The sequence below is a fragment of the Leclercia sp. UBA2479 genome, assembly GCF_002341985.1.
In the GTDB taxonomy this organism is placed as follows: domain Bacteria; phylum Pseudomonadota; class Gammaproteobacteria; order Enterobacterales; family Enterobacteriaceae; genus Enterobacter; species Enterobacter pneumoniae.
Genome location: NZ_DDPB01000009.1, coordinates 291,578 through 304,627, shown reverse-complemented (window position 1 = coordinate 304,627; position 13,050 = coordinate 291,578). Strand labels below are relative to the sequence as shown.

Annotated in this window: 11 protein-coding genes; 6 read left to right on the top strand and 5 right to left on the bottom strand. The window is 57.2% G+C overall.

Features of this window, described 5'->3' with window-relative positions:
- The first annotated feature begins 153 nt into the window (after positions 1 to 153).
- Positions 154 to 327 carry a GhoT/OrtT family toxin gene (locus B3B59_RS11125; RefSeq protein ID WP_046885377.1) on the top strand — a complete coding sequence of 58 codons (174 nt, stop codon included), beginning with the start codon at positions 154 to 156 and terminating at the stop codon, positions 325 to 327.
- 162 nt (positions 328 to 489) lie between these two features.
- On the opposite strand, the gene B3B59_RS11120 is transcribed toward B3B59_RS11125, so the two are convergent.
- Genes B3B59_RS11120 through B3B59_RS11110 form a run of 3 tightly spaced genes read right to left on the bottom strand, consistent with a single transcriptional unit; the run spans position 490 to position 6,993 of the window.
- On the bottom strand, positions 490 to 2,646 hold the full coding sequence (locus B3B59_RS11120) for a virulence factor SrfC family protein (protein ID WP_286808992.1): 2,157 nt from the start codon (positions 2,644 to 2,646) through the stop codon (positions 490 to 492).
- Positions 2,643 to 5,624, bottom strand: coding sequence for a virulence factor SrfB (locus tag B3B59_RS11115; RefSeq protein WP_046885379.1), 2,982 nt, complete (start codon positions 5,622 to 5,624; stop codon positions 2,643 to 2,645). The genes B3B59_RS11120 and B3B59_RS11115 overlap by 4 nt, the downstream gene beginning before the upstream one ends.
- Positions 5,625 to 5,628: 4 nt before the next feature.
- Positions 5,629 to 6,993, bottom strand: a complete 1,365-nt coding sequence (locus B3B59_RS11110) for an SrfA family protein (RefSeq protein ID WP_233802304.1) — start codon at positions 6,991 to 6,993, stop codon at positions 5,629 to 5,631.
- Positions 6,994 to 7,274: 281 nt separating this feature from the next.
- Between B3B59_RS11110 and B3B59_RS11105 the strand changes: the two genes are divergently transcribed.
- Together B3B59_RS11105 and B3B59_RS11100 are read left to right on the top strand one after the other, a co-directional pair.
- A complete protein-coding gene (locus tag B3B59_RS11105) occupies positions 7,275 to 8,873 on the top strand; it encodes an ABC transporter substrate-binding protein (RefSeq protein ID WP_233802306.1) in 1,599 nt (532 codons plus the stop codon).
- Positions 8,874 to 8,923: 50 nt separating this feature from the next.
- Entirely contained in the window at positions 8,924 to 9,157 is a 234-nt protein-coding gene (locus B3B59_RS11100) for a YdcY family protein (protein ID WP_040075575.1), read from the top strand.
- Position 9,158: 1 nt separating this feature from the next.
- On the opposite strand, the gene B3B59_RS11095 is transcribed toward B3B59_RS11100, so the two are convergent.
- Positions 9,159 to 9,608, bottom strand: coding sequence for a DMT family transporter (locus B3B59_RS11095; RefSeq protein WP_286808991.1), 450 nt, complete (start codon positions 9,606 to 9,608; stop codon positions 9,159 to 9,161).
- The gene (locus B3B59_RS11090) at positions 9,605 to 10,123 is read right to left on the bottom strand and encodes a GNAT family N-acetyltransferase (RefSeq protein WP_233802308.1); all 519 of its coding nucleotides are present in this window, start codon (positions 10,121 to 10,123) and stop codon (positions 9,605 to 9,607) included. Before B3B59_RS11090 ends, B3B59_RS11095 begins: the two co-directional genes overlap by 4 nt.
- A gap of 150 nt (positions 10,124 to 10,273) precedes the next feature.
- Here B3B59_RS11090 and B3B59_RS11085 point away from each other — a divergent pair, with 150 nt between their 5' ends.
- The 3 genes from B3B59_RS11085 (at position 10,274) to B3B59_RS11075 (ending at position 12,878) form a co-directional block, all read left to right on the top strand.
- Entirely contained in the window at positions 10,274 to 10,849 is a 576-nt protein-coding gene (locus B3B59_RS11085; RefSeq protein ID WP_233802310.1) for a helix-turn-helix domain-containing protein, read from the top strand.
- A gap of 65 nt (positions 10,850 to 10,914) precedes the next feature.
- Positions 10,915 to 11,952: an NADP-dependent oxidoreductase gene (locus B3B59_RS11080; RefSeq protein WP_233802312.1), complete on the top strand. Its 1,038-nt coding sequence runs from the start codon at positions 10,915 to 10,917 to the stop codon at positions 11,950 to 11,952.
- 257 nt (positions 11,953 to 12,209) lie between these two features.
- Positions 12,210 to 12,878, top strand: coding sequence for a GntR family transcriptional regulator (locus B3B59_RS11075; protein ID WP_046885384.1), 669 nt, complete (start codon positions 12,210 to 12,212; stop codon positions 12,876 to 12,878).
- Positions 12,879 to 13,050 lie beyond the last annotated feature (172 nt).

The window sequence follows — 13,050 nt, the reverse complement described above, 5'->3', positions numbered from 1 at the left end:
AGGTCGCTTCGGCGACCTTTTTTATGTAGCGGGTTATACTCATTTGTTATTACCACACAAATTTCATGGATAACTTGTAACAAAAAAACTTGATCTGTATCAACGTATACCGCATATTGCGCGCGGTTATTTTAAACAGATCGGGTGAATGCGATGACGTTGTATCAAAAAATGTTAGTGTTTTACGCAATCATGGCCTCCATCTGCGCGCTGATCACCTGGTTCCTCTCCAAAGATCGTAAGCGTATCCGCTTCCTGAGCGCCTTTCTTGTCGGTTCAACCTGGCCGATGAGCTTCCCGGTGGCGCTACTGATCTCGCTTTTCTAAAGCCCTGTTTCGCGCCGACAAAAGCCGTTCTGCTCTCGGGACGGTGAATGATCCACACGCTGGACGCGCAGTGTCATAAGCGATCTCCTCCGTCCTGGCGAAGGCACTGGCTGACGGCAGGGGTGAAGAGACGACCCGCTGGTGAGCGGGCCGCCGTGAGCGTTACGACAAAATCGCTTTTAACTGCTGGCGTGCCGCTGGCGTCACATCCTGTGGATGCTGGTAGCCGATGTTCTCGCACGCCTGGGTATAAAGCGCGACCAGCCAGTCGTAAACATACGCCGTGGCCGCATGAACCGGTTGTTCGCCAAGACGGCTCAGGCGCGGCGCGGTGCTGTCCACCGTCGGCGTGACGAAAATCGGCTGCCCTTTGCGAATACGGCTGGCCGGGCGTGCTTCGGCAGGGGTCTGCGCATAACCCACCCAGCTTACGAAGTTACCCAGCGCGGCATACAGCTGGGCGGCGCTGCCTTTATCAGCATCAACGATCTGCTTCAGATGCCCCGTCAGATTCAGTCGGTAGCTGCTGGTGACCAGCACATCAGCAATCTGTTGCAACACCCTGGCTTCCAGTCCCAGACGATGGGCGGCCCCGTCGTCGCGGCTCCACTGGCGAACATGGTTAACCCATAATTTGTGTGCCAGCCGGGCTTTGTCTTGCGGCTCCCAGCGCTCATCGCTCTGCTGGGCGCTATCGGCAAACAGATCAATGGCATCGGTGAAGAGACCATTGACTTGCTCTTCACGCGGTTGTTGCACGGCCATCAGGGTTTCAAAGGCCTTCAGCGGCGGCAACAGCCCCTCCAGTAACTCACCATGACGGCCAGCCATCCCCTGCAGGGCGCGAACGACCCCTTCTGCGGCGCTACGCTGTGCCGCGGGCTCCTGAGTCAGCGGAGCCAGATAACCCTGCATCATCGTCCGCAGTTCGCGGTGCAAGCGCGCGCGCAGCGCCTGTAAGCGCGCCTGACGCTGACCGGCAAGCGTCGCTTGCGACAGCCATTCAATGACGCGCTGCATGCTACTGCTGTCCAGTGCCTGCAGCGTGCCCCAATGCTGACCCGGTTTGCCCAGCAGCTGCTGAACCGACTCGTCGAGATTCGAGCGGGTGGTAAAACGGGCATCCTGCGGCGTAATCGCCCATACCAGCCCTGGCAGCGCGGCCTCTTCGCCGGGTTGGGTATCCTGAACCCAGTTCAGCAGCGCGCGGGCGGTGCTGGCGGTCTGGCTATGCTGGAGAGTAGCGTTACAGATCACCAGCACATCCGGTTGCAACTGCTGGCGGTAGTGCTCCAGCAGCCACTGACGCTTCGCCTGCGCCAGCGGGGCTTCGCTCTGCGCCGCGGGGGCGGGAATATCAATCATCGCCACGCCATCCAGCGCGCTGCTCTCCACCGGGAGCACCACTTCGCGGGTGAGCAGGGCCAGCACGTCCAGAGGGATACTGATGGCGTTCATCAGTTCGCCGTTCTGCACGGGGTGCAGTACCGCCTGTTGAACATCCGGCTGGGCAAGATCGCCCTGAGTGAGAAAACCTTCGGTCGGAAGACCAAAATTATCGACCAGCAGGCTGACCGGTGCTGCCAGCTCCGGAGCATGGCTGGTCTGATGCAGAATATGCGCCAGCGCCAGCCAGGCCTGGGTTAGCTCCTGCTGTTCACCCCACAGCAGCGACCAGACGCTGGCGCGGGTACTGAGATCCAGCGAAGGCAGTAGCAGCGCGAACTGATGCCAGAGGGCGTCGTCCATTTGCTGTACTGCGGCAGGCACGGTGTCACGCCAGTAGCGGGCAATGGATCCCACATCGGCGGCGGAGATCCCCGGCACCGCCTGAGGTTGTCGCAGGGCGCGCCATTTTTCCAGACGCGCCTCAATCACCGCTTTATCCACCGCCGGCACGGTTGCACGGGTGATAAAGAGCTGCACCAGTTCGGCCTCGGTAATCAGGCTCAGACGCAGCGGGAAGGCATCGTCGGCAGGCGCTTCGGCGGTCGGCGTAAAACGGATCGCCATATTGGTCAGGGCATGACCGGGGTTGATATGGGTGAAATAGTCGAAAGTCCGTGCGCCCACGGTCACGTTCATACGTCCGTTGCCGCTGCCGCACAGGGAGGCCAGCAGATGCGCTTTCGCAGCCTGAGCGTGGCCATACAGCCCGATGGTGCTGCCTGCATGCAGCGCACGTTCGATGGCGCTCTCCTGGGCTTCTGCTGCGGCCAGCCGCGCCAGCAGAGCGTCGGCGTCGTTATCCAGTATTGGAGCGTGCTGGCGGGTCTGATTAATCCAGTCGATGACTGCCTTAGTAATGGATGCACTCATTTCAGGTATACGCTCCCGCTGTCGATCCAGTAGTGGCTACCGCTATGACGGCGATCGGCCAGGGTGTTCAGTTTAAAGGTGAGGGCGTCGGGCGGTACCGGCGTACCGTCCTGAAGCCAGGCATCGCTAAGCTCAAAGGCCTCCGGCCCTTCATGTCGGCTGCCGCCGCGCAGTTGCAGGCGCACGTTCAGCACCCCGTCACCCGCGATGGACTTCGCCAGGTCGGCGGAGTTGATGCTCAGGGTATAGAGCGGCGTCGCAGGCCAGCGGGCGTTTGCCAATTGGCGGAAGCCGAGCGTGACGTTGCCGCGCAGCGGGAAGTGCAGCCGGGTGTCCAGTTTCGCACCGGGCTTATCGAGGTCGATATCCTGATACCAGACGTTCTCGTCACGCAGGGTATTCACGGTGTTATCCAGCACGCCGAGATAGCGCACGGTCGAGTAAGCGCCGATATCTGCCGCTTTGAAGTTGAAGCGCGGCAGACGCAGATCCAGCGCCAGGCTACAGAGCATGGCGCCGACGGCGGCGGTGGATTTCGGATTGCCGATGCGCCCTTGCTGACTGAAGGGATACCATTCGTGGACGCGGTACTTATCAAGCCACACCATACGGCTAACGGGAACGGGCTGCAGATGGCGGATCAGCGCCTGGACGCCAGGCAGGCAACCCGGACGGCCGGTAATCAGCAAAATATCGCAGGCGTAATGGGAGATCGCCTCGGATACCGCATGCAGCGGGGCGGCGAGGGTGAAATGGCCCGCCAGCATCGCCTCCTGCATTTCGCGGAAGTTAACATGCAGCGGCACCGCGAAGAGGTCAAACGGCGCTGAGCCAGCCGGCAGCGCATGATCGATAGCCTGCTGAAGGTAGTTCATGACGTTGCGCGTCGGTTTGCGGCTCAGCAGATCGCCAAAGGTGGCATGCAGTCCGTCCAGCGGGTCGTCGATATCACTGGCTTCCCAGGCGCCCAGAATGGCGTGACCGATCGGCATAAAGAGCTGCAGGGCCGTCTGCTGGCGCAGCACTGCCTGGGTATCAATACGCCCGGAGTCGCCAAACAGCGAGGCCATCAGCAGCGAAGCGTCAGCAATGCCTGCTTTTTGCAGCTCTGTCTGTAGGGCCGGCAGTACATAGCGCTGGATCACATCCAGCAGGGTGTCATCACCGGCCACCTTAAAGCCTTCGCGGAACAGCAGTTGCGGGGTGATTTTGACATTGCTACCAGAACCGTCATCCAGCTGATAATGGGTGATGGCCATGTCGGTAGTGCCACCGCCAATATCGATAGAGGCTACCCGCAGCGCTCGCCCTGGCGCACAGCCAGGCTCCGGCTCGCGGTCAGGACGTGCAACGGAGGCAAAGAAGGTTTCGGTCTGGCCAGCGTAATGCGAGATGGCTTCGTTATAGAGCCATACCAGTTGACCGCAGCTTGCCTCGTCCCACTCCATCTGGATTTCCGGCACCGGTACCACGCTCTTTTCCTGCTGCTTGCGGCTGGCGAAATCTTCATCCTGCGGATGCCAGCCCATCGCCTTCCAGACAATGGCGATAGCTTCAAACATGCGGCGACGGAAGATCTCACGCTCCTGTTTGGGCATTGCCGACGGCAGAGTAAGGATCAGGGTGCGCAGCTGACGCGGGGAGGCCGGGAAGCCCAGACGCAGACGGGTGGCGACGCTATTGATCTGCCCCAGCGCCTGTGCCAGCAGTTCGCACAGCATGTGGGTCATCAGGGTGCTGCGGCTGTACTGCGGCGAGAAGACCGGCAAGCGCTCGTCCTGCGGCAGGGTAAACAGCGGCTCTCCGTCGTCATTCATCAGGTTCATCAGCGGGAAAGCGGTCGCCAGCGGTTCGCGCTGGGTTTTGGCATTCATCTGACTAAAACGCCAGTCCTGCACCACCGGAGTCTCGTCCCACAGATAGCGGCGCGGGCTTGAAATCCCGCTGTTGCCTTCGGTTCCCAGACGCTGGGTCGCCAGTTTACGGGCTTCATCGCCCACGCGCACAATCGACGGCCAGACGAACGCGTCTTCGCGTCCACTCTCTACCGAGAAGTGCTGCTTGCCGAAGCGGGCTTCAGAAAACTCGAGACGGCTGGTAAACAGCGGCTCATTCAGGAACTGGGGTTCGCTCAGGGAACGCACCTGGAGCTCTGCCGTCTGGCGCAGTCCATCGTTGGCGTCGCCATGATCTTCAATGATCACGCCACAGGTATGGGTATTCCCCACATCCAGAATCAGATCCACCGGGATAGCCGGGGTGCTGAGGGTATGAGTGACAAATTTCACTTCCGGTATGGTGAGCTGTTCACCGAGCATGGCCAGCACGTTGAGCCAGTGAGCCTGGTACTCAAAATTACGCATCGCCAACTGCAGATCGCGGTCGGCACGGTTCTCCACGCCGGAAGCATACTGGGTAAAAGCTTCTCGCAGCCAGCCATCAATCCAGGTCTGGTCGAGGAAATCCGCCACTTCGTCATCACGCCAGGCGAGGGAGAAACGGGTCCCGTTCAGGATATCGTTTTCCACCGGTGAGAGTCGGGAGGTAGCATGCGGCGCTATCTGGCTATCCAGAGCAAGCGTCACCCGGTGGGTATGGCCAGCGCTATCCGGCGCTTCCAGCTTACGCACCTGCACTCGCGCCCAGTTATCCGGGCCTTCTACGAAGGTACGCGGCGGGTTGAAGCGCAGGAAGGGCACCGGCAGCCAGACGCCATCCAGCACCGTCAGGGAGTGCTGCAGCGAAAGGGTGCTTTCGGGTTTAACCACTTCCGGCTGGCCACCACCGCTGGCGGGCAGTGTGTAGCGGTTGTTAATCACGTCAAAATTGAGACGCAGCAAGGGGCCGTTGGCGGTTTTACGCACAAAACGTCCGCTCTGGGCACTGTCCTGCGGCGTCAGGCCAAAATCAAGAAACTGTACGCCACTGTTGGCGATCAGCGTGACGCTCTGTTTATAGTCGCAAAGAGTTACCAGCATGGGATCACGCACCTGCTTTTCTGAATGTCAACGGAACCACGGTCTTGGCGTCGTAACGGGCGGTACATTCCGCCACATCGTTCACCCCGGCTTTGCAGGCGATCTCCGGCATCGGATAGCGAGAGCCGTCGGTGCAGCGGGCATTGCCGCGCGTTTTAATCATCAGCTCACCGTTGCTGTGCAGCCCGGAGAAGACCTCCGTACGGCAAACGATATTATCGCCATGCACCACGCGCGCGGTGCCTTTATTGTTCTGGATTTGGTAGCGCAGTGAGGGCGGTTTACCGGTGATAGGATCTTTCACATCCAGCATGACGCGCCAGCTACCGTTAAGGAAGCGGGTTGAGCCGGCTTTCACCTGACCGGCCTCCATCACCAGCGCCTCTTTCGGAATGGCGGCAATCACTACCGGCTCGGTTGGGGCGGCAGGCTCTGGCGCTTTCACCTGCGCGGCCACCACTTCCGCCTGGTGCAGAGGCAGCGTTAAGGGCAGGGGCTTCACCGTCGCGACGGGTTTAGGTGCAATCTCTACGGCCGCGACAGGGGCAGGGGCAGGCTGGGCCTCAGCGGTCTCTACCGGGGCGCTATGGGTAGACCACAAGAGTGGCGCAGCCACGGCTACGACAACCAGCGCGGCCACCGGCAATGGCCACAGCGGGAAGCGGCGTTTTTTCATCACTACAGGCGTGGCAAGCGGCGCTTCGGGCTCGGGTTCAGGTTCTTTAACTAACACCTGCGGGGCGGGTTGGGCGGTGTAGAGATCGTCTGCGGTGATCTGAATCGTGGCCGGGGCTGAAATCAGCGGTTCATCGGCTTTTTCGAAGATGATCTCCTGCACCGGTTCCGGCTCGGGCTCTTCTACCGGGGCGGGGATCTCCACCGGGCACAGGGATGCGCGCAGGCACTCGAGCACATCGTCCCTGGCGTTTTCGTTAAGATTAACAAAACCCCAGAAAGTGATGACCGGTTTGCCATCCACCAGGAATAAAAAGTTTTCGCCGGGGAACTGGAAGGCTTTGGACAGCAGGGAGCCAAACAGCTGTTGAGCGGTTTTGGGGGACTGCAGCGATTTTTTGCTCAGGTACTCGACGCTGGAGAGGGTGCTTTCCAGCAGGCGCAGGGCGCGATAACGGGCATCTTCATCGGCGGCCTTCCAGCTACTGACGCTACCCTCAACAGGGGCATACCAGTCAACCCTGTCACCCTCGTCGTTGACTTGCGGAATCGCCAGGCAGTCGACGATGGACTGCTGTTTGCGCAGGCGCAGCGCCTCGCGGATTTGTAATGCAGATTCGAAAACGGCCTGACCGCCGCCGCCAACGGCCTGAAAATCATCCAGATTACCGCTACGTAAAAGTGTTTTTGCCACGATTTGATCCCATAGACTTCTTCACCCTTGTACTTTACGGAATCCGTTGGCAACTAAACGGCAGAAGAGACAACAAAAGGGGCGATTTCTTACCGCATTGCGCGGACGAAAAGTGCTTGACGATGAATGGAACTTAAGGCAAATCACCCTGGAGCAGCGGTGAGAAAACCAGCGAAAATAGCGCCTTTAGAATATCTTGATAGTGTTTCGTTATTTGCCAGTACGAATGTGCTGTGCTGTTATTACGGTTCTTCATAATAAATCCGCAAAGGGTAATAACGATGTCTACAGGGAAAACGCTCCTCGCGCTGGCATTCAGCGCGCTGTTACCGGCAAGCGCGGCATGGGCCGCGAATAACGATACGATTATTTACTGTTCAGAAGCCTCCCCGGAGTCTTTCAACCCGCAAATCGCCAGCTCAGGCCCCACTTTTGTGGCCAGTTCGCAGGTGCTCTATAACCGCCTTATCAACTTCGATCCGGTGAAAAACACCCCGGTTCCGTCGCTGGCGGAGTCCTGGACTATTTCGCCGGATGGTAAAACCTATACCTTTACGCTGCGTAAAGGGGTGAAGTTCAACAGTAATAAGTTCTTTAAACCTACCCGCGACTTTAATGCCGATGACGTTATTTTCTCGGTTCTGCGTCAGAAAGACCCTAAGCACCCGTATCACAACGTCTCCCAGGGCAACTACGAATACTTTAATGATGTCGGGCTGGATAAGCTGATTCAGGACGTGAAGAAGATTGATGATTATCACGTGCAGTTTGTACTGAGTGAGCCGAATGCCGCCTTCCTGGCCGACTGGGGGATGGATTTCGCCTCTATTCTCTCGGCTGAGTATGGCGACGCAATGCTGAAAAAAGGGACGCCGGAAAACGTAGACAACTGGCCAATTGGCACCGGGCCATACGTCCTGCAGCAGTATAAAGTTGACTCCCTGATTCGCTATATTGCCAACCCGAACTACTGGGACGGGTCGGTTCCGACTAAGCACCTGATCTTCTCCATCACCCCCAACGTGGAGACCCGTCTGGCGAAGCTGCAGACGAACGAATGCCAGATCATTCCTGCGCCGTCGCCGGTGCAGTTCGACGTCATTAAAAAGAATAAAGATCTGACCCTGCATACGGTCGATGCGCTGAATGTCGGTTATTTGGCATTTAATACCGAGAAAAAGCCGTTTGATAACGTGCTTGTGCGACAGGCGCTGAACTACGCTACCGATAAAAAAGCGATTATCAATGCCGTCTTTATGGGCTCGGGTACGGTGGCAAAATCCCCGATTCCGCCGAATATGATGGGCTTTAACAAAGATCTGAAAGATTACCCTTACGATCCGGAAAAAGCGAAAGCTCTGCTGAAGCAGGCCGGGCTGGAGCAGGGGGCAGAAGTCACCCTCTGGTCTATGCCGGTGCAACGCCCTTATAACCCCAACTCTCGCCGTATCGCTGAGATGATCCAGAGCGACTGGGCGAAAGTGGGCGTGAAAGCAAAAATCGTCTCGTATGAGTGGGGCGAATACCTGTCCGGCATGCGCAAAGGGGAACACGACAGCGCCCTGTTTGGCTGGATGTCGGATAACGGCGACCCGGATAACTTTGCCGACGTGCTGCTGGGCTGCGACAGCATTAAAACCGGTTCCAACGCTGCACGCTGGTGTGACAAGGGGTATGATGAGCTGGTCAACAAAGCGAAGCTGACCAGCGACCCGGCTGCACGCGCTAAGCTTTACAGCCAGGCTCAGGAGATCTTCTACCAGCAGGCGCCGTGGATCGCGCTGGCGAATGGCAAGACTTTCTTTGCCACCCGCAGCAACGTGAGCGGTTATAGCGTCAGTCTGATGGGGAGCGATTTCTCGAAAGCGAAGCTCAACTAAGCCTGTGCCGGGTGGCAGGGTGCCACCCGGTGAACCGATAAGGAGTGACAATGTCACATTTAGAGGAAGTGATCGCCCGAGTAGATGCCACCCTTGAAGAGAGCGTGATTACGCATATGAATGAGTTGCTGATTGCGCTCAGCGATGACGCCGCCCTGAGCCGCGAAGATCGCTATACCCAACAGCAACGTCTGCGCACTGCCATTGCCCATCATGGTAAACAGCATAAAGAAGAGATGGAGGCCCGCCACCAGCAGCTGACGAAAGGCGGCACCATTCTCTGAGTCAGAACTGGCGCCTTGCCACCAGCCAGGCGCCAATCACCAGCATGATCGCACCCGATACCGGCCCAATCAGCGCCCGCAGGGGGATCCCCTGGCTACGTACCACATCCATCACCAGCCCCCCGATCAACTGACTGGCAACCAGCACCGCAATGGTGGCGGCGGCACCCACATACTGATAACCGCTGATGCTGGCGAAGACAAAGAACGACCCCAGCAGTCCCGGAATTAAGGTCCACCACTTCAGGGTGTGCACCAGCTCGCTAAACCCCGCCACGCCATTTTTAATCAGCAAGATCGAGACGAACAGCACAATGCCCACCAGCGAATTAAGCAGCATGGCGATCAGGATGGTGCTGGAGGACTGGGTGATCCGCACCATCAGGGTGTTTTGCACGACCAGGCCAATGCCTGCCGCCACCAGAAATACCAGCGTTAATGACTGATTCATCCGATGGCGTCCGGGTCGGTGCGCTCATCAAGCTGTAGCTGCATAAATGTGAGGTCCAGCCAGCGGCCAAACTTGGTGCCCACCTGCGGCATCTGGCCCGTGGTGATAAAGCCTAAGGTTTCGTGCAGATGAATAGAGCCGCGGTTCTGAGCTTCGATGCCGGCGACCATCACATGCTTGCCAATGTTCCGCGCTTCGATAATCAGCTGTTTCATTAACGCCCGACCGATGCCTTTGCCCTGATGCTCAGGATGAATATAGACAGAGTGCTCCACGGTGTGGCGGAAGCCATCGAAAGCGCGCCAGTCGCCAAAGGAGGCATAACCCACAACCTGACCCTCCTGCTCGCAGACCAGCACCGGGTAACCCATCAAGGTTCGCGCTTCAAACCAGGCGATACGGTTGTCGGTATCAACGGTTGTATCATTCCAGATCGCGGCGGTATGCAGCACCGCGTGGTTATAAATCTCGCCAATGGCGGCGCAATCTTCTTTACAGGCGTGACGGATAAGCATGGAGAAACCTCGGCGTGTGTTGTTCACTATAGTAGTACGGTGCGTCACCATATTACACAAGCGGGCGCCGCTCTCGCTACGGTATAAACCATATCTTTTTGTTATCAAAAACGGCGTTGAAATAGATTTTCTAAACTATAGTATTACGCCATGAATACTATGTCAGACAACATCAATCATCGCATCAGCGCGCGTATTCGCCTTGAGCGAGAGTCCCGGGGATGGTCGTTAAGCGAGCTTGCCGAGCGTGCGGGCGTATCGCGGGCGATGATCCACAAAATCGAACGCGCCGAAAGCAGCCCAACGGCGACATTGCTGGCGCGTCTGTCCGGTGCGTTTGGCATTAGCATGTCCACCCTGATTGCCCGCGCCGAGATGCAGGAAGGCAAGCTGCTGCGCCTGGAAAATCAACCCGTCTGGCGTGACCCGCAAACGCATTATCTACGACGACATGTTTCGCCGCGCACCGACCTGCCTATCGATCTGGTGCAGGTAGAACTGCCTGCCGGGAGTGACGTGCCGATGCCTGCGTCGTCGTATGCGCTGGCACGCCAGCTGATCTGGTTACAATCGGGGGAACTCATTTTTCAGGAAGGGGATACCCGCCACGAGATGCACGCCGGCGACTGCCTCGAACTGGGGCCGCCAAATGACTGCCGGTTCATCAACGAAAGCGACGCTCCCTGCGTTTACCTGATCGTTCGGCTTAATCAATCCGGCGCATAATGGCCAGGCGAACCTGGGAGGTTAACGCTAGTCTTTAAAGACATTTGCATAAACAGGAGTGATGTATGAGTCTGTCTTCAACACAGAATCGTCAATGGGTTCTGGCCTCCCGTCCCCATGGCGCACCCACCGTAGAGAACTTTCGTCTGGAAAAAACCTCGGTCCCTCAGCCTGAAGAGGGCCAGCTCTTACTGCGCACCGTTTATCTCTCGTTAGATCCCTATATGCGCGGGCGTATGAGCGATGCCCCCTCCTATTCACCACCGGTTGAGATCGGGGCGGTCATGGTGGGTGGCACGGTCAGCCGCGTTGAACAATCCCAACACCCTGACTATCCCGTCGGCGAGTGGGTGCTGAGCTACAGCGGCTGGCAAGATTATGCGTTGTCGGACGGTACAGGCCTGGTGAAACTGGGCAGCAACCCGCAGCACCCTTCCTGGGCGCTGGGTATCCTGGGAATGCCGGGCTTTACCGCCTACATGGGTCTGCTGGATATTGGCCAGCCAAAATCAGGCGAAACCCTGGTGGTGGCTGCGGCTACCGGGCCGGTGGGTGCCACCGTCGGGCAGATTGGTAAAATCAAAGGCTGTCATGTGGTCGGGATTGCCGGTGGAGCGGAAAAATGTCGCCATGCCGTCGAGGTTCTGGGCTTTGACCGCTGTATCGATCACCACGCAGACGACTTTGCCCAGCAGCTGAAACAAGCCTGTCCAGAGGGTATCGATATCTATTATGAGAATGTGGGTGGCAAGGTGTTTGATGCGGTACTGCCGCTGCTGAATACCTCGGCCCGCGTTCCGGTCTGTGGTCTGGTTAGCGGGTATAACGCCACCGATTTGCCGCCCGGACCCGATCGTCTGGGACTGCTGATGGGCACCATCCTGAAAAAACGCATTCGCATGCAGGGTTTTATCATCGCTCAGGACTATGGCGATCGCATCGACGAGTTTCAGCAGGAGATGGGGAGCTGGGTGAACGAAGGTAAAATACACTACCGCGAACAGGTAACGGACGACCTGGAAAATGCCCCGCAGGCGTTCATCGGTTTGCTGGAAGGGAAGAACTTCGGCAAAGTGGTTATACGCGTGGCGAAAGATAACTAACTTTTGCAGATATGGCGGATTATTCCGCCATATTAAGTTGTGCAAATTTCCAAATAACGTCTTTAATTATACAAGCAAAGATTACTCCAGTCGTCCCTGTGGATTGAGTTAATTCAATCACTTAGGCAGGTTTGCTGTTATTTATTGTTTCTCTTAGCACGAACCAGGCATGCAGATACAGGACATATCATACCCGCAGTGGCGAATTTCCCGCCGCTGCGGCTAACAAAGGTAAGTGTTAGTTACAGGAATAGAACATGCTGGATTTGGACAACTTAGAAAAAGCTCAACGAATGAGCCTGACGATGCAGGTTGAAATGAGTCTTAAAAGCGCCCTGATTGCAGGCGCGCTGAAACCAGGCGCCCGGCTCGTCACCAAAGAGATTGCGGATAAATTAGGTACCAGTATTACTCCTGTGCGTGAAGCGTTGCTGCGGTTGGTCTCCGCAGGTGCACTGCACGCGACCCCGGCGCAAGCGTTTCTGGTGCCGGAAGTGTCACTTGAGCGTTATAGAGAAGTTAACGCCATTCGTAAGACGCTGGAGGGCATGGCCGCTGAAGAGGCCTGTTTGCAAATGTCCGCCGAGAAACTGACGACGTTGCGAAACCTGTCAGAGAAATTCCATGAAGCGATGCACAACGGTGAAGTTGAGCGAGCGCTGCATGCCAACCGGGCTTTTCGCTTTACGCTGTATCACTATGCCGGTATGCCCACGCTGATGTCGCTTATTGAGCAGCTATGGGTACGCATTGGCCCCTGTTTTAATTGCCTCTATGACGAGAATATCGATCTCCCGTCGTCTACGTATCGCTATGATGCACTGCTCCGTGCGCTAGAAAAAGGCGATGTCGAGGGCTGTCGGACCGCCATCGATAAAGTAATAGATGAAGCGAACGACATATTGATTCTGCAATATTTAAGCTAAGTCATTTTTTAAACCGGGCTCGGCGGTAATATCGCTCGATATTGCGCTGTCAATAATTTCCGGCAGACTTTGTGCTGCCGGAAACGTTATTTCATTTCTCGACTGATAAGACCAGACTGACGCTGAAATAACCAATTGTCCTGCCGATAACCTTAAAAGGCACAGTTGCCTT